This window comes from Aggregatibacter segnis (genome assembly GCF_003130075.1).
Taxonomy (GTDB): domain Bacteria; phylum Pseudomonadota; class Gammaproteobacteria; order Enterobacterales; family Pasteurellaceae; genus Aggregatibacter; species Aggregatibacter segnis_A.
The window spans coordinates 60,643-80,804 of sequence record NZ_NRCW01000004.1; the positions used below are offsets into that span (position 1 = coordinate 60,643).

Sequence of the window (20,162 nt, forward strand, 5' to 3'; positions counted from 1 at the left end):
TGATGTTTTTTTCAAGAAAATGGCGAATTTATTAATTAAAGATTGTTTAATTAAGGTTTTTGAATAATTTATTTATTTTGAGTTTTGAAATAAATTGGAACTAATTGAGCGTTTCTAAGTAGGATTTACCCAATTGTTCCATTTGACGTTGAATCCAAAGTTGTCTGCGCTTGGTATAAGCACTCGGGGCATTGGCTTTATAAATGATCGGATTGGGCAGCGTGGCGGCTAAAAGTGCGGCTTCATTTTGCGATAAATTTTTGGCCGGTTTTTTGAAGTAAAAACGGCTGGCAGCCTCTACGCCATAAATGCCTTCGCCAAATTCCGCGATGTTTAAATACACTTCGAGAATACGCTTTTTGGACCACAAGGTTTCTAACATTAAGGTTGTCGGCACTTCGATTGCTTTGCGTAACCAACTTTGTCCATGCCATAAATAGAGATTTTTGGCGGTTTGTTGGGAAATGGTGGAGGCACCACGGATTCGATTGCTTTTTTGATTATGCAGAAAAGCCCGTTTAATCGCGGTGAAATCAAAGCCGTAGTGTTCGGGAAAATTCTGATCTTCCGCCGCAATCACCGCCAATTGCATTTGCCAAGAAATATCCTCTAAGCTCACCCAATCGTAGCGTGTTTGATAAGTAAAATCACCGGACAAAATATGAGATACTTTTTGTTCCAGCATATAACTGGAATAGGGAATGGGAATAAAACGAAAGGCAAACGTGACTACTAAAGTAGCAAGTAAAAAACGATATAAAAAACGTACCGCACTTTGAGTGGGGAATTTCCTAAAAAGCCGTAATCTGCGCAAGGATAGATTGCGCAGATTGGCTAGCTTGAATGGAAATTTAATGGTTTTTTTCTTGCGCATTGAGTTGCGTTTTTATCCAATCAATAAAAACAGGATCCATGGTTTTTAACATGTTAGATCCCCGAGTGATGGTCGCCGCACTGGTGTTCAGATTTTGTTGGATCTCCCGTTGTGGCAGCTCTTTATTAAGTAATTGGGCGATAATTTGTAGGCGAAGCCCTAATGCATCACGCTCATCGGGAGTAAGCAATAAGGTTAATACCTCTTGAGCCTTGCCTTGTTCAAAGGCGGTTTGCAACATATTGAGGAAGGCATTCCATTGTTCTAAATTGCGACTAATATACATATCAACAATCCTATACTATTAAACTAGTCCGGCTAGTATAGCCGATCAAATTCTTCTTTGCTAAACGTTTGTGGATTTTGTTGTTTTTGCAAAATCTGGTAGTAAAAATCATAGCTCAACACATTTTGTACGTAGCCACGGGTTTCATAAAAGGGAATTGATGCCACGAATTCATCCATTTCCAACTTACCATTGGCGCGTGCTAACCATTTTTCCACGCGATGAGCGCCCGCATTATAAGCGGAAGCAATCAAAATACGGTTGTTCGGATATTTGGCGTTTAGCTCTGCTAAATGTGCCGTGCCTAACAAAATATTATTGAGCGGTTTAAATAAATCTGCCTCACCCGCATAAGGCAATTTGGCATTGTCTGCTGTTGCTTTGGCAGTAGTTGGTAGCAATTGCATTAATCCCCGCGCATTGGCGGAAGATTGTGCTTGTGGGTTCCAGGCGCTTTCCTGACGAGAAATCGCCATGGCGAAACTTTTACTGACATTGGTATTTAGCGCGGCTTGCGGTTTGGTTTTGCTTAACGCCGGGCGGCTTTTGAGTGCAATATCATAATAATCGCTATAAGCAATTGGTAAGCGCAACTGAATGTAATCAAACGCTTTAGCAATAATGGAGCCATCCACACCTAAATCAAACCAGTTTTGTTGGTTGGCATATTGACTAAGCGCCATTTGTTTCTCTTTTTTGGCATCACCGGACAGATTTTCCAACAAGAAACGCCAACGCTGTTTAGCCGGGCCAAATCTTTCGAGTTGACGTAGTTCGGCAATTTCTTCCAATGCCGGTTTTACTTTTTTGAATTCATCAGCCCAATAAGGATCGGAGATACTCGGGGCAATAAGTAATTCTGGTTGGCCGAAATCATAACCGTTGCCACGGGTTTTCGGATGTAATTTGGCGGCTGCCAACATTGGATAAAAACCGCGTTCGTCAGAAAGTGCGGTCAATATTTCTTTTGTTTTTTTGCTATCGCGTTTTGCTATTGTTTTGGCTTGCCAATAACGCCATTCCTGTTTTTGCTGACCTTCTGCTGAAAGTGCGTTGAGCCATGGAGTTAAATCGGTTTTTTGCCAAATGGCCATACGCAAACGGCGTTCGGTAAGGTTATCTGCTTTTAATTTGAGAATTTCCGCATCCCGCCATTGTTGGAAATTCTGGCTTTCATTGTCAAAAAAACGACCAAGAAAAGCAATTTCCCACTCACGAATTTGCGCATCTGTTAATTGCCAATTTTTTGCCCATTGTTGATAGAGGGCAAAGTTAGGCTCTTTCATTGTTTCCGATAGAGTGCGTAAATAACGAGGAAAGGTCTGCACTACTGCAAATTTTGTGACGATTTTATTATTTTCTTCAATGAGTGGTAGTCTATCGGCCAATTCAGGCAGGGTTGCCGGATTTTTTAATAAGGACTCAAAGCGTTTTAAATTCGCCAGAACCATTTCGTCTTCTTTTGCGCTATCAATTTTATTTAATTCCGATGATAGCAACGCCATCCCGTTCGCATCATTTTGGACAAAGAGTTCCTCGGCTTTTTGGTAGATTTTATCTTGTGTCCGATTGCCATCGGAATACCATTTTGCCCAAAGTTGAGCATCATTAGGCAGTTTGCTGTTGGTTAACCAAAGTTGTTCATAGCGGGAAATAATGTTTGAGTCGCTGTTTGAGTTTTGTTTTTTATTTGTTTCGTTTTTTGTGCGTTCAAGCTGAAGTTCGGCATTTAATACGGCTATTTGCATCTCCAAGGAACTTGGCTTAACGCGTTGCGCATAATGGACTAATCCTTCCGTATCATCAGCATTTATTAATAGTGTGAAAATGCCTTGTTCCCATCGATTACGTAAAAAATGCGTAGGGTTTTGCGCGATAACTTGTTCAATTTCGTGTTTTAATGCTTTTACTTCTTCAGGTAGCGTATCTTTACTAACGCTTTTAATGCGGGCATCAATGTAGGTGGTTGTCGCATCCATTTTCAATGGATAGTCTTTTAAAGACTCAATGAGGTTAAGATATAACTCAGCATTATCAGAAACGTTGTTATTTTTCACCGCACTTTTAAGCAGACTTTCTAATTGAAGGAACGTTGAACGCTGCTTAATCAAAAGCAATTCTGACTCGTGTTGCTGTTGTGCCCACTTTGCTTGTTCTTGCGCTAAATTGATTTCGTGGGTTACGGGGGCTTCGGTTCTGGTTGCCAAGGCAGAGAAAGAAAGTGCGGTTAAAATTAACAGAGGAATTGAGGTTCGTTGCAAATATCGCATGGCTATTTTCCATTAGTCATAAATCAAAGGCGGATACTTAGATCCGCCTTTGTTATCATTAGTTCAACATGTTTCCGTGATGACCGTTTGAAAATTAGAAGACTTTTTTAAACGGCTTAATAATGACATCGCCATACACGCCGGCTTCTACATAAGGATCTTGAGCTGCCCAGTCTTTTGCTGCTTGCAAGCTATCAAACTTGGCAATGACGGTCGAACCGGTGAAACCGGCTTCACCCGGATTTTCATCATCAATTGCAGGGTTTGGGCCTGCGGTTAATAAACGATCTTCCGCTTGGAGTTGTTTCAAACGAGCAAGGTGTTGTTCACGCACTGCTAAGCGTTGAGCCAACGTGTTTGGTTTGTCTTGAGCAAAAATGACGTAGTACATTTTGAGTCCTCTTGTTAGTTTATGGCGTTTTAATGTGTGCCAAAGCGGCATCTAGTTCGTGATTATTTTCGCGTGGAATAGCACGAGGTTTGCCTTCCTGATCGACAGCAACAAACGTAAATTGCGCTTCTGTCACGCAATAGCGTTCACCGATAGGTTCGCTTGCAACTTTTTTAACCCACACTTCCACTTTGATTTTAATTGAGCTACGTCCAACGTGTAAACATTGTCCATAACAACAAACTACATCTCCAACAGAAACCGGTTGAATGAAATTCATGCTTTCAACGGCAACAGTCACAACGCGTCCGTGAGCGATTTCTTTTGCTAAGATTGCACCGCCAATGTCCATTTGAGACATAATCCAACCACCGAAAATATCGCCGTTAGCGTTAGTGTTTGAGGGCATCGCTAACGTTCTGAGCAGAAGGGTGCCGTGAGATTGTTGTCCGGTTTTGCTATCAATTAATTGAGGTGACATTGATTATTCCTTGTTTTTTTCTTGTTGTGTTTGAGGTAAATAGCGATAAATATAAATTCCGGTAATGAGCGTGGCGGCAAAGGTCATGCCGATGATGCCGAAGGATTTAAAATCGACCCAAATATCATCGGATAAATATTGGCTGATATAAATGTTGATTAACATACATAAAATAAAAAAGCCGCTCCAACCCAGATTTAAGTTTTTCCAAACATGTTCCGGCAATTGGATTTCTTTTCCAAGGAGTTGTTTAATCAACAGTTTTTTGAAACCAAATTGAGCAATAAGCAAAACCAACGCAAAGAGCGCATAAATAATCGTCACTTTCCATTTTAAAAACTCAAGATCGTTAAAATAGGCGGTTAACGAGCCAAAGAAAATGACTGCACCTGCAACAACTTTTTGTTGAGTTTCAATTTTGCCGTATTTTACTTTCAAAATAATAAATTGCACGATGGTGGCAATGACCAATGTCATTGCCGCTTCACGAATCCCAACTAATTTATATACTGCAAAGAAAAGAACTAAGGGAATAAACTCAAGTAATTGTTTCATATTGATGTTATGCCTTTACAATAAATAAAGTATAAAAACGGTAAGTGACAATTAATGCAAACACGTTGATTAATGCCGCAATAATGCCGGTAATGACCGCCATGATGGCATTGCTTGACAAGCTGATTAGAAAACTTTCAGCCAACGGCACGAGAACATAAATCAGTAAACAGAAGATAAATAACACCGTCGCTCGACTCATCGCAGCGCGCCAGGTAATTTTGGCGGAAGCACTTATGCCGGCATCAGTTAATAAATAATGCACCGGCGCCAAACAAAGACGAATATATAAGCCGATACCGATAATAATCGCAAATAACGAAATAATGGAAGGCTGTACTTTTTGTTGAATGGCGATCATTGCTTCTGTGAGTCCCACAAGAATTGGGATAAAAATTAAGAAGCTTAGTAAAAGGGCGCCCCAAATACGCTTCAATGTTGATACGAAACTCTGCAGAACGGTACTGAATTGTCGCAAGCTAATTTGATGAATGGTGACTAAACACCATGCACTGATAAAAATATAAATAAACTGTTTAAGAAAAAAGAATGTCACCAAATTGATGCCTTGTTCTTCCGAGATAGCGGAAGAAATTTGGTTGTTTGACAGAGAAACAACGATTTCATTTGGCAACATCGCTGATTGCAACAACACCATGATGATGTCGGCAAAAAAGTAGAGGGCGCACAAGACAATGATGTTTCGCTTTTCATTTTGCATGAAATGAAAGCTATCTTTAATAATTTGGGTAAAGTTTATTGGCATTTCATTTACTTAATTAAGAGTGAAAGAAAAGAGTCTAATTATACTGACCTTTCAGGATAAAAACATAAAAAAACTCTGTGATGATCTAAAACAATGTATGGCGTAGCTGTTATTAAAGAAAAAATGACATAGATTTGTTTTAATTATTCTACTAATTTCAAAAAGCTTGATAGAGATCACATATTTGCATACCTTAAAAGTGGTATATTGCGCCACTCTTAATCATCACATTCTTAATTAGAAATAGTATTGCAGTAATCTTTAGGAGTTCATTATGCAAAAGCACAAAATTATTTTAGGTTTAGCCTCTGTTTTAGCTATGGGCGCAGTGAATGCCCATGAAGCGGGTAACTTGATTGTCCGTGGCGGTGGGGTTTTCGTTTCTGCTAATTCAAGTTCAACTACTCAAACCGCGATCGATGTCAATTTGGATGTGGGTGATAATGCCCAATTAGGTTTAACTGGCACTTATATGTTAACGGACAATTTAGGTGTTGAATTGTTAGGCGCAACGCCTTTTTCTCATAAAATTAGTGCCACGGTGCCTGCGCTCAAGTTAGGTTTAGGGGATGTGGTTAAATTGAAACAATTGCCACCGAGCCTGTATGTTCAATATTATTTCTTGGATAAAAATGCGGGTTCCCGTCCTTATGTCGGGGCAGGTATTAACTATACTCGATTCTTCAATGCAAAACCGATGGTGGATGCAGTGACAGATCTTGATGTGAAAAAACATTCATTTGGCCCGGTATTAAACGCGGGTATCGATATTAAATTGACCGATAATTTATATTTAAATACGGCAATGTGGTACACCAAAATTAAAACCACAGCGAAATTTAAAGCCCTAAATAAAGAACATGAAGTGAAAGTGAAATTAGATCCAATCGTGTTCTTTACCGGTTTGGCGTATCGTTTCTAATTTCCTTCTAACATATAACTAAATTGGGCGAAAACGGCGCCCAATTTTTTTGTCTTCTTCACTTATGCTGCAGCATCTAGCATTTCTTGTGCATTGGCTAAGACGGCATCCGTAATTTTGCTTCCGCCTAACAATTTTGCTAATGCCTTGACGCGTTGCTGAGGAGAAAGTGCGGTCATTTTTGTTTCTGTTTTTTGATCGACGGTCGATTTCTCAACAGAGAAATGATGTATTCCATGGCAGGCGACTTGCGGCAAGTGGGTAACACAAATGACTTGGCATTTTTCGCTGAGTTTTCTTAATAATTTACCGATCACATTTGCAGTGGCACCGCTAATACCGACATCAATTTCATCAAAAATTAATGTTGGGATAGCGGTTTGGTTAGATGCTTGTACCTGAATGGCCAATGCAATGCGGGAAAGTTCCCCGCCGGAAGCAATTTTGGCGAGCGGTTGAGCACTTTGACCTAAGTTACTTTGTAGGGTGAAAATCGCACTATCTGCCCCGTTTGAACTTATCTTGTCATAGTCACTATGCAATTCAATAAAAAATTCTGCGTGTTCCATCGCTAATTGTTTAATGGATTTGGTCACTTGCTGTGCCAGTTTTTGTGCGCCTAATAGACGGCTTTGATGAAGTGCGGTCGCGGTGGCAAGTATTTTTTCGTGAGCCGCTTGCTCTTGTTGAATGAGCATTTCTTCACTGCCGGAAAAATCTTCCAATTCATTCAATTCCGCTTTGAGGCGACGGTGTAATGCCACTAAATCTTGTGGTTTTACATTGTGCTTGCGCGCTAATTGCACGGTTTGTCCTAGGCGTTGTTCAATGTCAGCCAATAACGCCGGATCTTGCTCAATATTGCTGCTTAACGATTGAATTTCATTGGTGGCTTCTTGCACTTGAATCAATGCTTCATTTAATAGATTTTGCACATCAGTATAACGATTATCTAACTCGCAGAGTTCACTTAAATGTTGCACGGCGCGATAAAGTAGAGAATCTGCGCTGACCGTTTCATTTTCGCTTAATAATTGCAAAACTGATTGGGAAAGCTGCGTTAATTCTTCACTATTGGAGAGACGAAGATGATCCGCTTCTAATTCCTCGTATTCATTTTCTTTTAAATTAAACTCATCCAGTTCACTTACTTGATACTGTAAAAGCTGTTTTCTCGCTTCATTTTCCGCACATTTCTGTTGGAAGGTTTTAACTTGATGTTGCAAATTGCGCCATGTTTGATAATCAAGGCTCATTTGTTGTAAAAGTGCGGTATGTTGACAGAAATTATCGACTAACTGCAGTTGGTAGTCGTTTTTCAGTAAACGTTGCGAGGCGTGTTGTCCATTAATTTGAATGAGATGTTGCCCGATCTCTTTTAATTGGGCGGCCGACACCGGAATGCCATTAATGAAGGCTTTAGAGCGTCCGTCATGATTAATAATGCGGCGTAAAATGCAGTCTTCAGGATTGTCAGGATCCTGCAATTCGTTTTCTTGTAGAAATTGGAGAGCCGGGTTGTTACTGTTTAGATGAAACGTCGCGCAAATATCAGCGCGTTCTTGACCTTCTCGTAGCATTGAGGCTTCTGTTCGTTGTCCGAGACAAACACCTAGTGCATCAATGGCAATGGATTTTCCCGCGCCGGTTTCCCCGGTGATGACGGACATTCCTTGCGATAATTCAATATTTAACTGACGAACGATAGCAAAATTATTAATGGTGAGTTGGGTCAACATAAGCAAATCCTCTTTACTGTATGTTTGTCAGTATATTACTGTTTTAATATACAGTAAAGAGGGTTTGTTAATCTTTAAGAAAAGTTGCGCAACCAACCTAATTTGGAGCTTAATACTTTGTAATAATTGTAGCTTTTGAGGTGCAGTAAACGGAGAGGATAGTCACATTTTTGAATGTGGATAATATCATCAGGTCCGAATTGGAGCGCAACTTGACTGTCACAACCTAACTCTAATTGAGAGGTGTTGTATTCTGCAAACCGAATAGAAATTTTACTGTTGCCATCTACTACGAGTGGGCGTGAAGACAAGGTGTGCGGAAACATCGGCACCAATGCGATGGCATTTAATTGCGGGGTTAAAATTGGGCCGCCGGCGGAAAGAGAGTAGGCGGTTGAACCGGTAGGTGTTGAAATAATTAAACCATCGGAACGTTGGGAAAACGCAAATTGATCGTTGATATGCACATGAAAATCAATCATATGCGCAATTTTTGCCGGGTGAATCACCGCCTCGTTGACGGCAATACTACTGGCAATGATTTCATTGTCGCGTTCCACGCAGGCTTTCAAGAGGAAGCGTTCTTCCACAAAAAACTCGCCGTTTTCCAAGCAAGCTTGTAATTGGGAATAGGCATTTTTCGGGTCAATATCGGTTAAAAAACCTAAATTGCCACGGTTGATGCCAATAAGCGGAATATGATATTCGGCTAAAATGCGGGCACGCCCCAACATATTGCCATCGCCACCAATCACAATGGCAAGTTGGGCGGATTTGCCGATTTCCTCTAAACTGGCTAAATGTTTTGGTGGAAGGTCAATTTTTTTACCGATATCTTGCTCAACCAACACGTGATAACCGCGTTCAATTAACCAAAAAAACAGGTTTTTATGCATTTGTAGGTTGATATCATTTCTCGGTTTACCGACTAATGCAATGGTTTGAAACGAGATATGCAACGTTTGCGGTTTTGCCGAATTTAACGTGTCCATATTGTTTTTACACTAACTTGAATTCAATGAATTGGGCACTATATTACAACAGAAAGCCTTTTACTCAAGTGGTAAATGCGGCATTTTTTGTTATAATCGCCCAACTTTTATTAATCGGAGAATGACAATGGCAGACGAACAAAAACAAGAACAAAACGAAGAATTAGAAAAAGATCTTCAATCGCAAGAAGTCGATATTGAAGAACAAAAACAAGTGGAAGACCCTTTGGAAGAAGCGATTGCACGTGTACAAGAATTAGAAGCGCAATTAGCGGAAACTGAAAAAAAAGAACAAGATTTATTGTTACGTACTCGTGCTGAAATCGACAATATTCGTCGTCGTACAGAACAAGATGTTGAAAAAGCGCATAAATTTGCGTTAGAAAAATTTGCCAAAGACATTTTGAACACGATTGATAACTTAGAACGCGCTCTAGCCACGCCGGCAAACATAGAAGACGAATCCGTTAAAGCTTTATTTAACGGCGTAGAGTTAACGTTAAAAGAATTATTGGCAACGGTTGCCCGTTTCGGCGTTGAGCCTGTAGGCGTTGTCGGTGAGATTTTCAATCCGGATCTACACCAAGCCATTTCTATGCAACCGACAGATGGTTTTGAAAGTAACCAAATTACCACTGTGTTACAAAAAGGCTACTTGCTTAACGGTCGCGTGATTCGCCCGGCAATGGTGATGGTCGCGGCGTAAGTTAATTACAGATAAAAGAGCGGTCAGTTTTTAAAACGTTTTGAAATCCGACTGCACTTTAGAAGAAAGAAAAAGGAGAAGTTTGAAACTTCTCCTTTTTGTTGGGTTAAAAGGTAAGTTCTGCATTTAAGCGGAAGTTTCTACCTGGTGCATAGAAGCGCTTGATTCCAGCGCCGGTATTTTGATCGATTAAGTTAAGCGTTCCGATGGCGCGAATAGAACGGGCAGAATCCCAAGTGATGTATTTGCGATCAGTGATGTTATATACACCCGCGGTTAAGGTGAGATTCTTAATTGGTCGAGCATAAACGATGGCATCTAAGATAGTGTAGTGTCCACTTCGCCAAGCTAATGTACTGTCAGTAACCCGTTTACCTTGAACGAGTCTATTTGGGTCTTCACTTTGTGTTTTCCAATACATATTGTAGGTATCGCTGCGTTTTTTCGGTGCAACATCCGTGATAAATAAATCGATCCCATATTGATCACCTTCAGTAGAGTAGCCGAGATTATATACAGATGTGGTTGGCTGAATAGCATTCATTGGAATATTGCCGTTAACTTTACCTTTTTGGTGAGTCAACTTATAGCCTATTCTAAATCCTTGTAAAATTGGTGTTAGATCGCCTAGTTCAACATGTGAATTTACTTCAACACCGGTTACTTTTGCGCCGTCACGGTTCTGGTTTTGATAGAACGGATAAGTTAATGCGCTGCCTTGCTCAATGGCTCTTTCTCCCATAAAGACTAAATCAATAAAGTGATCATAATCGGTTCTAAATGCACTGAGCGTGAAATAACTACGATCTTTATAAAATGTAAACGCGACTTCCTTAGTTTTAGCAATTTCTGCTTTCAACTTGGTGTTTGGGGTAATTGAAAAGCTTGGATGCTTAAAGGTCATATACACTTCATCTGAGGTTGGCGCACGGAACCCGTTGGAATACTTGAATTGTACCCGCATCCAATCAAGTGGATCTAAGTTGAGTCCAATGTTATAAGAATGGTGTTTATAGGATGTAGTACGCAAGAGTTGCTCTAGATTTTGAGCAAAATTTTTGTTCATACAGTCTGTGTTATAACCGCAGTTGGCACCAGGGCCGTAAGGAACCGCGCCGTCAGGGAAAGGAACAAAAATCCCGGCAATAAGGCCTTTCGGTACAGGAATATTGGGATTATAACTTGGGAGATGTTTGATCTGGTCATAGCGATAATTTAAATCAAGCCCCACCCAATCAGTAAATTTAATGTTATCCCCAAAATAAAAAGCATGGTTTTTAGTGGTGACTGGGATTAAGTAGCTGGATAAGTTTCCGGTTTTAGCTCGGTAATTACCTGTACATGTACCGGAAGGCCATTTATCGGGCGCAGGTTTGCGTTCAACCGGATAGGTTCCCTCAATCGGTTCATTACAGAAGAAATTATCAGCCCACCATTGCACGTTTCCACCCTGATAGCCGTCTTTGTTAACCATGCTTTTTTCAGTTTTTGAATATAACCCGCCATATTTCAAACTATGACTAGTTTTTCCAAGATCAAATTCTTTATCAAAATCTAAATTGATTTGGTTGGTATCTGTATTTAAATCACGATCGTTATAGTCATTACGGCTATAGCCTGCGGAGTGTGGGAATAAATAAGACAGTTCTTCCTCTTGTAATCCTCCCCAAGCATTTTTGATAGATTTTAATGGGATATAACCATATTTTTTTCCATTTGGTAATGTTTTGGTTTCGATTTGACGATCTTCAAAATGGTATTTACTTTCATACTCCTCATTGTTTTTAACAAATACTCTGTATTTTTTAGAGCAATCTAATTTTTCACAGTCAATCAATGTCGATTCCACAGATTGTTCTTTATAATCAAACCCAGAGAGTTTTTCACCTTTGGCGTTTCGATATTCACTTTCTGTGCTCCAACCGCTTTCAATACCTTTTCCTGTGATTTCTCCGCCTGTCTTATCAACGACCCGATAAACGCCATTTGATTCTTCTAAATGCAATCCTTGTTTATTTTCGACTTGAATACATTTTGACGTATAACAATACTCATCTGTTCTTGCGTTATTTGTAATTTTTTGTGAGGAATAGGAAACCTTAAAATGATCCCAAAGTGGTGTTTGGGTAAAGTTTTCATAGGTAAATTGGGTATTTTTACGTTGGGATTTATCGTTGGTTAAACGTTCTCCATAGCGTTCAGTATCTGTTCTGGAGTGTGCTCTTAAGCTATAAGACAGGTCAGCGCCTTTGGATTTTAATTTGGAATCATCTAATGCAACGCTGAAACGATGTTCATCGTTTGGTTGAAAGCCAATTTTGATCAAATTGCTGTTACGGGTAATACGGTAGGGATCTGCTTTTTCTCGAGTACGTCCAACTGCGGCGTGATCGGCTTCCTCATTTGGATAAATATCATAATAATAGTTTTCTATTTCATGACCTTTTCGTTCGGTATTAATGAATAGCACATCAAACCATTTATATTTTCCGGCGAGAGTGACGGAAGTTAGGTTTTGATTATTCATGGTTTGATAACCACGTTTAATACCAATGTGATAATTTTTATTCAGCAAAAAATCACGCGCATCTTTTGTTTCAAAGGCTACAGAACCACCTAACGCCCCGCTACCGGATTTCATGGAATCAGCGCCTTTAGTGATGGTCGCCATTTTAACGTTTTCTATTTCAACATCATTTCTGGTGTTATTAAAGTTACCATAACCTTCAAAGAGTTCTTTAAATCCTTGAGAGCTTAATGTTTCAGCTTGGCGAAGGCCATCAACCATAATGCCCACACGGTTTTCATCAACACCTCGCACGGCATAGCCACTTGAACCGGTTCTTCCTGTTTCAACAACAGTGATACCTGTTTCGTAACGAACTAAATCTCGGCTATCCGCAGCTTGTCGTTTACTTAGTTTATGAGAAGTAATTTGTGTTTCACCCACTTTTTTCTCTTGTACATTGGGCTCGGAGGCATTGCCTGAAACGACAATTTCATTGAGCTGATCTTGAGTCGTACTGTTTTCAGCATAGGCAGTAGACATAGTGAGAGTAGCGAGAATGGAATAGGTGAGATAGCTTGGTTTAAATTTATGCATAAATTTATGGCTCCTGGTAAATAAAAATATAATTTATACAAATAAAAATAATTTTTATTATTATACAAAGAAAGGGATGGACGTAAAATAGGTGTATGAGAATTTTGTGATTTATTTGATGTATATCACCAAATTTTTTCTGTTTGTAACCTTATGTAAAATAGGTCGCTAAGAAAGAATTTAGCTCATAGGAAACATGGATAAAATTTGTGATAAAAAGCGACCGCACTTTAGAAGAAAGAAAAAGGAGAAGTTTGAAACCTCTCCTTTTTTGTTGGTTAGAATTCTAATTGCATAGAGAGTCGATAGTTTCTACCCGGTGCATAGAAGCGGTTAATACCTAATCCGGTATTTTGATTGATCATATTACTTGTTCCAAATGGACGTATTGATCTCGCCGAATCCCAAGTGATGTATTTACGATTGGTTAGGTTATAGACACCGGCTCTTAATGTGAGATTTTTAATTGGTTTAATATAGCCCAATAAATCGATGGTCGTATAAGCGTCACTTCTCCATTTGATCGTTGTTTCTTTTTTACCTTCTTCTTTGTGATACATATTATAAGTATCTTCTGCATTTTTAGCAGATACGTGAGAAACATATAAATCTAATCCAAATTTCTCATCAGGATGAGCATAACTGACACCATAGATTGCTGTTTTGGGTTGAATCGCATTCATTGGAATATTGCCATCCATTCTTCCTTTTTGCTGGCTATATTTATAACTCAGGCTAAATCCATTGAAGAATTTAGCAAGATGGCTTAATTCCAGATGAGATGAGATTTCAAAACCGGTTACTTTCGCATTTGGTCGATTTATATTTTGATAAACGCTAAATGGCAATAATTTAGAATGCCCTTTAAAGTTGTAATTTCCTTTATAGGATAAATCAATAAAGTTATGATATCTGGTATCAAAAACAGACCCTGTGATGTACCCCATGTCATTATGGAAAGTTAAAGAGAGTTCTTTTGTTTTTGCTGTTTCCGGTTGAAGATTTTTATTTGGTAAAATAGAAAAATCCGGATGTTTAAAGGTGAAATAAATTTCATCACTTGTCGGTGCACGGAATGCCTTACTGTATTTAACTTGTAGGCGTAACCAGTCTAACGGATCAATTGTTGTGCCAAAGGAATAAGAACTTGCTGAGAATTTTTTAGGTTGCGCAATTTCTTTAATATTGGCAATTGCGTTGGCTTCTTTCTTAGCTAATTCCGTCATATCCGTATCGGCGCGATCAGGATCAAACTTAGGCTCTGTGATATAGAGGTTTGTCACCATATCATCAGGGATTTTCGGTGTGACACCCGGAATGTATTCAGGTTGATATTTTACGCGGTCATAACGATAGCCCGCATTGAAGGCAAAATAATCGTTCACACGGAAGTCATCAATAAAATACAATGCGCCACTTTTGGTTTTAACCGGAATTAAGAAAGAAAATACATTTTGTTTGTTACAGAGAGTATGTGATCTGTCCGGATTTAATTTTGTCGGGCTCAAGAATGTATCGCAGTTTGCAGGATATTCTGCCCACCATTTCAGGTTACGCGGGCTGGCCCCTGACGTATTTACCATGGATTTTTCCATCTCTGCCCACAATGCACCATAGGATAGCTCGTGTTGAGTCTTACCTAAGTCGATATGTTTGGTCAGATCGAGATTAACTTGTTTGGTTTTGCTGACTAGATCGCGTTGTGACCATAAATTGTCTTGATAGCCTTTTTTATTTGGCATGAAAAACATAGGCCCGCTCAATTGGTTATTACTCATGATGGCTGTTTTGGCATATTTTTTGCCATCTTTTTCGAAGACCTCAATAGGAATATCAACAGGTGTTCCATCTTTTTTAAAGCCGGTAATGTTTGGTTTATTACAATTAAATGCCTCACAGCTAAAGATATGAGAAACATTGGTTGGAACAAGCTGTTCATCGCCGATTAAACCTTTATCGGCACCCAAGAGATCATAGCTTTTGCCATTTATATTTAACTTGCTTTCTGCTGGGGTAGTGCTTCCTTTTTTGGATAGTGTAGCTTTACAGGTTGATACATCTCCCACTTTTGGTGAGTCCCAAGAGCTGAAATCATTATCACAAGACTTATTGCCTGGTTTTACATAATAATCTTCATAGCCACTAGGAAGTTTATCCCAGTTAACTCGTTGCCATTTGTATTTTTTGGTTTTTCCATTATATGGTTCTACTGGCAGATCAACTGTTGTATCTGAATCAGGTTGAGACATCGCCGGTTTATTGTAATAAGACGCTAATTTACCATCTTTACCGACAAGTTTGTTTTCGTCGTTATATTTCATCCCAAGTGGGTTACCGGCCAAGGCACATTTGTCATTTCCATCACAATAGTCATCAGTTCTCGCACGAGTGGTGATTTTTTGTTGGGAGTAAGTGATTTTTAATGTGTCCCAAAGCGGTGTTGAGGAAAAGTTTTCATACGTAAAGGCAACATTTTTACGTTCGACTTTATCGTCTGTATGACGTAACTCGACTTCATCATAACTTTGATACTGTGTATTTGGTTTCAACGTATAAGAGAAGTCGTGGCCTTTAGAGGTTTGTTTATATAAATCGGCCATTACCGAGAAACGATGATTATCCGTCGGTTGGAAAGCGAATTTCATTAATGTACTGTCTAGCGTACGACGATAAGGGTCTGCTTTTTCTCTTTCTTTACCTTGAATATTGTCTTTAAAATCTTTGTAGCCAAAGTTTTCGAGCTCATTCCCTTTACGCGATGTAGCCACAACAATGGCATCAAACCATTTGTAACGCCCTGCTAATGTTAATGTATTCAGGTTTTGATTATCTGCTGTGTTGTAACCGCGCTTGTAAGAGGCATAATAATTTTTCTCCATGAGATAATCGCGGGCGTCTTTGGTTTCAAAACTGACTGAGCCACCCAATGCACCGCTACCGGATTTAAGAGAATCTGCACCTTTACGAATCGTTGCTTGTTTAAGTGTTTCTATTTCTGCGCTATTACGTGTGTTATTAAAATTGCCATAGCCTTCAAACAGTTCTTTGAAGCCTTGTGATGAAATTGTTTGTGCTTGGGCTAATCCATCAATTTGAATAGCAACTCGGTTTTCTTCTACACCGCGAACAGCAAAGCCACTGTTCCCAAATCGACCAGCTTCAACAACGGTGATACCGGTGTCATAACGCACAAGATCTTTCACATCTTGGGCTTGTTCTTTTTCTAATTTTTTTGCTGTTTTAACGGTTTCCGCAATTTTAGGTGGGGTTTTGTCTGTAGCATTTCCGTTACCATTTGAATCGCCTGAAACCACGATTTCATTTAATTGTTCTGTCGGTTGATTGCTTGTTTCTGCAGAAGTAATAGAAGACACACTTAATGCAGTGAGAATAGAAAGGGAAAGATAGCTTGGTTTAAATTTACGCATAAATTTATGGCTCCAGGTAAATTAAAAATAGGATTTAAGTAAATAATAATAATTTGCGTTATTATATTATGGCATTTATTTTGCGCAAAGTATTAAAAACAAATTGTTTTTAATTTTTTTGATATACATCACATTTCATTTTTCGGATTGATGAAAAAAAGACCTATTTTTTCAAATAGGTCTTGGGAAGGTGGACTTAAAGATCTGCGACAGAAGTCCCTTTCAACAATTTTCTTATCCAACTTCGGCTTGCGGACAGGTGATGAATTAAGTCTTCGCTCAGCGGCAACGGTTCGTTATAGATAAGCGAAGCCAAAGTTTCGCCCAGTATTGGGGCTGACGTTAAACCGCGTGAGCCGAGGGCGCCGATGAGATATAAATTTGGAAATACGGCAGCCGGCGGAATAGGTTGTTTGCGACGGCGTAAGTTAAACAGATTTTTATAATCCACGCATTGCTGTTCAAAATTCGGCACATTACCTACCATTGGGGTGCGATCCCGCACGGCGCAACGTACACCGATTCGCGCCAGATTGGCAGAGATATCCACCTCTTTCACCCAAGGCATACCCTCTAGGTTCTTTTGGATTTTTTCCTGATTTTCCCGTTGTTCCTGTTCGCTAAAGGTGCGGTCAGCGCAATCACGCACATGGCTGGCGCCAATGCAATGGCTGGTTTTAGCCTGATCAGCAGGCGTGAGGTAGCCATCATAACAGAGCACGGATTTCAGTTTCAGCAGATGTTCTGACGTGGGAATCTGGCTGACTTGCCCACGCACGGCATAAAGCGGTAGCGACTGCGTTTGAGGAAATTCATGCAGTTGATGACCGTTGGCGAGGACGACGATTTGATGATGGAACCTGTCGTTTTCAGCATTTGTCACCAGCCAGCCATTTTCTTGTGCGGAAAGTGCGGTCACTTTTTGCGATGTTTTTATGATGAGCCCGCGCAGCTGTAAATAAGCAAACAGATTCTGCACAAATTGTTGTGGCGCAAGCCATCCACCCTGTGGAATAAATCCGCCACCACAAGGCAGCGGGAGACCGACTTTGTTACTTAATTCTGCTTGGCTTAGGCTTTGATAAAGGCTTTCAGACAGCTGAAGTTGCGAAACTTTCTGTAATTTAACCGCACTTTTTTCGTTATATCCGCACAGTGCCACACCACAAAATTCATGTTCAAATTCAATGAAGTTTTCGGCGTTGCGTAATTGTTGTAAGCCGTAAGCAAACGCGTGTATGTAAAAGCGAATGTTGCGTTCGTCATCGTCGCTCAGTTGCGGATAAAACGCACCTTGTTTGTTGCCGGAGGCGTTCATCGCTGGCTGTGGATCTTCACAATAAAGGGTGACGTTCGCGCCACGTTGTATTAAGGCGAATGCGGTAAATAAGGAGGCTATGCCGCCCCCCACAATGGCAACATCCGCCACACCTTCAAATTGGGCGGATTGTGGTAGGTACCATGGGGTGAAAAGTGCGGTCGGTTTTTCAAGTGTTTTTTCGCCAACCAAACACTCCCGTTTTTTGCCGTAACCTTTGCGCTTTTGCACACTGAAACCGGCATTTTCTAAGCCTTTGCGCACCGCACTTGCGGCAGTAAAAGTGGCGAATGAGCCTTGCGGTTTGGTGTAACGGTACATTTGCGTATAAAGCGCATCATTCCATATATCAGGATTTTTGCTGGGGGCAAACCCATCTAAAAACCACGCATCGATTTTGTTGCGCATATAATCGCCGAGCTGTGGCAAATTGTCGTGAATGTCGCCAAACCAAAGATCGAGCGTGGTTTCCTCAAAATGAAAACGATAGCAACCTTCAATAGGCTCCACCCAATGCGCCTGTAATTGTTCCGTAAGGGCGGTAAATTGTGGGTGATGTTGATGGGCAAGTTTTAACGCGTCTAATGTTAATGGGTATTTTTCAAAGGAAATAAAAAACAGGCGATGTAGTGTTGCTTGTGGAAATTGTTGGCGGAACTCACGAAACAGCGTGGCGACAGCCAAAAAATTTAGCCCTGTGCCAAAGCCGGTTTCTGCAATGACGAAGTGCCTTTGTTGATGTTGCTGCCAGCGTTGCCACAGTTGATTGCCTTGTTGAAAAACGTAGCGACTTTCTTCCAAACCGTCTTGGTTAGAAAAATAAACGTCGTCAAATTGATTGGAAACAGGCGTGTTTTCTTGGTTAAAACAGATGTCGGCATGGCTAATAACGCGCATTGGTTTAATTCCTTGGCTAATTTCGTTTGGGCTATATCATACGCTGATTTGGCCTAACTGGTCGAACGTTATAATTAATGCTTGCAATATTTTGGTTTCATAGTAAATTGCGCTCAGCTAACAAATGTAAGTCGAAATGATTTTCCCAACTCATAAGGAAGAACGAATGAAAAGAGCAGTAATCACCGGATTTGGTATTATTTCCAGTATTGGTAACAACAAAGAAGAAGTATTGGCTTCATTAAAAGCCGGTAAATCCGGTATTGAAATCGTACCTGAATTTATTGAAATGAAAATGCGCAGCCATGTAGCAGGTACCGTTAAATTAAACCCAAGCGAGTTAATCGATCGTAAAGTATATCGTTTCATGGGCGATGCGGCGGCATACGCTTATCTTTCTATGAAAGAAGCGATTGAAGATGCGGGTTTAACCGAAGAACAAGTGTCTAACGAAAGTACCGGCTTGGTTATCGGTGCCGGCACAGGCTCTGCTCACAACCAGTTGGTGGCTTGTGATGCTGTGCGTGGTCCGCGCGGTGTGAAAGCCATCGGCCCTTATGCCGTCACGAAAACTATGGCATCCAGCGTATCCGCTTGTTTAGCGACTCCATACAAAATCAAGGGGGTGAGTTACAGTATCAGTTCCGCTTGCGCCACTTCAGCACACTGTATTGGTAACGCATTAGAACTCATTCAATTAGGTAAACAAGACATCGTTTTCGCCGGTGGCGCAGAAGAGTTATCTTGGGAATGCGCGACTGAATTTGATGCAATGGGCGCGGTTTCTACCAAGTACAATGAAACTCCAACCAAAGCATCTCGTGCTTATGATGCAAACCGTGATGGTTTTGTCATTGCCGGTGGTGGTGCCGTGGTGGTTGTGGAAGAATTGGAACACGCGCTTGCCCGTGGTGCGAAAATTTACGCAGAAATCGTGGGTTATGGCGCAACCTCTGACGGTTATGACATGGTGGCGCCAAGTGGTGAAGGTGCAGAACGTTGCATGAAACAAGCCATGGCAAACATTGACACACCAATCGACTACATCAACGTGCACGGTACATCAACGCCAGTCGGTGATGTGAAAGAATTGGGTGCGATTAAAAACGTATTTGGCGATAAAATCCCGGCGATTTCTTCCACCAAATCTATGACAGGTCACTCTTTAGGGGCTGCCGGTGCGCACGAAGCCATTTACACCTTGTTAATGTTAGATAACGATTTCATCGCACCAAGCATTAACATTGAAACCTTGGACGAACAAGCGGTAGGTTGCAACATCGTAACAGAAATCAAAGAAAATGCCGGTTTACAAACTGTAATGTCAAATAGCTTTGGTTTTGGTGGTACGAACGCGACTTTAGTCTTTAAACGTTACAACGGTTAATCCTTCGGGTTAATTTCTCTTAGAAGTGCGGTCGAAATTCAATGTGT

General features: G+C 40.4%; 15 protein-coding genes. 3 read left to right on the forward strand and 12 right to left on the reverse strand.

Annotation, left to right across the window (positions count from 1 at the left end; all coding sequences use genetic code 11):
- Positions 1–100: 100 nt before the first annotated feature.
- The 7 genes from mtgA to DK415_RS05715 all read right to left on the reverse strand — a co-directional run bounded on the left by mtgA (position 101) and on the right by DK415_RS05715 (position 5,623).
- On the reverse strand, positions 101–874 hold the full coding sequence (gene mtgA, locus DK415_RS05685) for a monofunctional biosynthetic peptidoglycan transglycosylase (RefSeq protein WP_109432822.1): 774 nt from the start codon (positions 872–874) through the stop codon (positions 101–103).
- Positions 852–1,160, reverse strand: a complete 309-nt coding sequence (gene trpR / locus DK415_RS05690) for a trp operon repressor (protein ID WP_109432823.1) — start codon at positions 1,158–1,160, stop codon at positions 852–854. The genes mtgA and trpR overlap by 23 nt, the downstream gene beginning before the upstream one ends.
- Positions 1,161–1,192: 32 nt before the next feature.
- Positions 1,193–3,430 carry a transglycosylase SLT domain-containing protein gene (locus DK415_RS05695; RefSeq protein WP_109432824.1) on the reverse strand — a complete coding sequence of 746 codons (2,238 nt, stop codon included), beginning with the start codon at positions 3,428–3,430 and terminating at the stop codon, positions 1,193–1,195.
- Between the two features lie 94 nt (positions 3,431–3,524).
- Positions 3,525–3,821: a YciI family protein gene (locus tag DK415_RS05700; RefSeq protein WP_006717394.1), complete on the reverse strand. Its 297-nt coding sequence runs from the start codon at positions 3,819–3,821 to the stop codon at positions 3,525–3,527.
- 19 nt (positions 3,822–3,840) lie between these two features.
- On the reverse strand, positions 3,841–4,302 hold the full coding sequence (gene yciA / locus DK415_RS05705; protein ID WP_109103643.1) for an acyl-CoA thioester hydrolase YciA: 462 nt from the start codon (positions 4,300–4,302) through the stop codon (positions 3,841–3,843).
- A 3-nt stretch (positions 4,303–4,305) separates the two neighbouring features.
- On the reverse strand, positions 4,306–4,857 hold the full coding sequence (locus DK415_RS05710; RefSeq protein WP_109432825.1) for a septation protein A: 552 nt from the start codon (positions 4,855–4,857) through the stop codon (positions 4,306–4,308).
- 7 nt (positions 4,858–4,864) lie between these two features.
- Complete coding sequence (locus tag DK415_RS05715) at positions 4,865–5,623, reverse strand: beta-methylgalactoside transporter (RefSeq protein ID WP_109432826.1); 759 nt, start codon at positions 5,621–5,623, stop codon at positions 4,865–4,867.
- A gap of 274 nt (positions 5,624–5,897) precedes the next feature.
- On the opposite strand from DK415_RS05715, the gene DK415_RS05720 reads away from it, so the two are divergent.
- Entirely contained in the window at positions 5,898–6,545 is a 648-nt protein-coding gene (locus tag DK415_RS05720) for an OmpW/AlkL family protein (protein WP_109432827.1), read from the forward strand.
- Between the two features lie 62 nt (positions 6,546–6,607).
- Here DK415_RS05720 and recN read toward each other — a convergent pair whose 3' ends face one another.
- Positions 6,608–8,284, reverse strand: coding sequence for a DNA repair protein RecN (recN, locus tag DK415_RS05725; RefSeq protein ID WP_109432828.1), 1,677 nt, complete (start codon positions 8,282–8,284; stop codon positions 6,608–6,610).
- A gap of 74 nt (positions 8,285–8,358) precedes the next feature.
- A complete protein-coding gene (locus DK415_RS05730; RefSeq protein ID WP_109432829.1) occupies positions 8,359–9,276 on the reverse strand; it encodes an NAD(+) kinase in 918 nt (305 codons plus the stop codon).
- Between the two features lie 127 nt (positions 9,277–9,403).
- Between DK415_RS05730 and grpE the strand changes: the two genes are divergently transcribed.
- Positions 9,404–9,982 (forward strand): nucleotide exchange factor GrpE, encoded by a 579-nt coding sequence (grpE, locus tag DK415_RS05735; RefSeq protein WP_109432830.1) that lies wholly within the window; start codon positions 9,404–9,406, stop codon positions 9,980–9,982.
- 106 nt (positions 9,983–10,088) lie between these two features.
- On the opposite strand, the gene DK415_RS05740 is transcribed toward grpE, so the two are convergent.
- The 3 genes from DK415_RS05740 to mnmC all read right to left on the reverse strand — a co-directional run bounded on the left by DK415_RS05740 (position 10,089) and on the right by mnmC (position 18,728).
- A complete protein-coding gene (locus DK415_RS05740; protein WP_109432831.1) occupies positions 10,089–13,085 on the reverse strand; it encodes a TonB-dependent hemoglobin/transferrin/lactoferrin family receptor in 2,997 nt (998 codons plus the stop codon).
- A 278-nt stretch (positions 13,086–13,363) separates the two neighbouring features.
- Positions 13,364–16,513: a TonB-dependent hemoglobin/transferrin/lactoferrin family receptor gene (locus tag DK415_RS05745; RefSeq protein ID WP_109432832.1), complete on the reverse strand. Its 3,150-nt coding sequence runs from the start codon at positions 16,511–16,513 to the stop codon at positions 13,364–13,366.
- A 196-nt stretch (positions 16,514–16,709) separates the two neighbouring features.
- The gene (gene mnmC / locus DK415_RS05750; RefSeq protein WP_109432833.1) at positions 16,710–18,728 is read right to left on the reverse strand and encodes a bifunctional tRNA (5-methylaminomethyl-2-thiouridine)(34)-methyltransferase MnmC2/FAD-dependent 5-carboxymethylaminomethyl-2-thiouridine(34) oxidoreductase MnmC1; all 2,019 of its coding nucleotides are present in this window, start codon (positions 18,726–18,728) and stop codon (positions 16,710–16,712) included.
- A gap of 166 nt (positions 18,729–18,894) precedes the next feature.
- Between mnmC and fabB the strand changes: the two genes are divergently transcribed.
- Complete coding sequence (fabB, locus tag DK415_RS05755) at positions 18,895–20,115, forward strand: beta-ketoacyl-ACP synthase I (protein WP_109432834.1); 1,221 nt, start codon at positions 18,895–18,897, stop codon at positions 20,113–20,115.
- The last annotated feature ends 47 nt before the right edge of the window (positions 20,116–20,162 follow it).

Coding starts and splice junctions, on each gene's coding strand:
- grpE (WP_109432830.1), top strand. CDS start 9,404: ATGGCAGACGAACAAAAACAAGAACAAAACGAAGAATTAGAAAAAGAT.
- trpR (WP_109432823.1), bottom strand. CDS start 1,160: ATGTATATTAGTCGCAATTTAGAACAATGGAATGCCTTCCTCAATATG.
- mtgA (WP_109432822.1), bottom strand. CDS start 874: ATGCGCAAGAAAAAAACCATTAAATTTCCATTCAAGCTAGCCAATCTG.
- recN (WP_109432828.1), bottom strand. CDS start 8,284: ATGTTGACCCAACTCACCATTAATAATTTTGCTATCGTTCGTCAGTTA.
- DK415_RS05710 (WP_109432825.1), bottom strand. CDS start 4,857: ATGAAACAATTACTTGAGTTTATTCCCTTAGTTCTTTTCTTTGCAGTA.
- yciA (WP_109103643.1), bottom strand. CDS start 4,302: ATGTCACCTCAATTAATTGATAGCAAAACCGGACAACAATCTCACGGC.
- mnmC (WP_109432833.1), bottom strand. CDS start 18,728: ATGCGCGTTATTAGCCATGCCGACATCTGTTTTAACCAAGAAAACACG.
- DK415_RS05715 (WP_109432826.1), bottom strand. CDS start 5,623: ATGCCAATAAACTTTACCCAAATTATTAAAGATAGCTTTCATTTCATG.
- DK415_RS05745 (WP_109432832.1), bottom strand. CDS start 16,513: ATGCGTAAATTTAAACCAAGCTATCTTTCCCTTTCTATTCTCACTGCA.
- DK415_RS05695 (WP_109432824.1), bottom strand. CDS start 3,430: ATGCGATATTTGCAACGAACCTCAATTCCTCTGTTAATTTTAACCGCA.
- DK415_RS05700 (WP_006717394.1), bottom strand. CDS start 3,821: ATGTACTACGTCATTTTTGCTCAAGACAAACCAAACACGTTGGCTCAA.
- DK415_RS05740 (WP_109432831.1), bottom strand. CDS start 13,085: ATGCATAAATTTAAACCAAGCTATCTCACCTATTCCATTCTCGCTACT.
- DK415_RS05730 (WP_109432829.1), bottom strand. CDS start 9,276: ATGGACACGTTAAATTCGGCAAAACCGCAAACGTTGCATATCTCGTTT.
- fabB (WP_109432834.1), top strand. CDS start 18,895: ATGAAAAGAGCAGTAATCACCGGATTTGGTATTATTTCCAGTATTGGT.
- DK415_RS05720 (WP_109432827.1), top strand. CDS start 5,898: ATGCAAAAGCACAAAATTATTTTAGGTTTAGCCTCTGTTTTAGCTATG.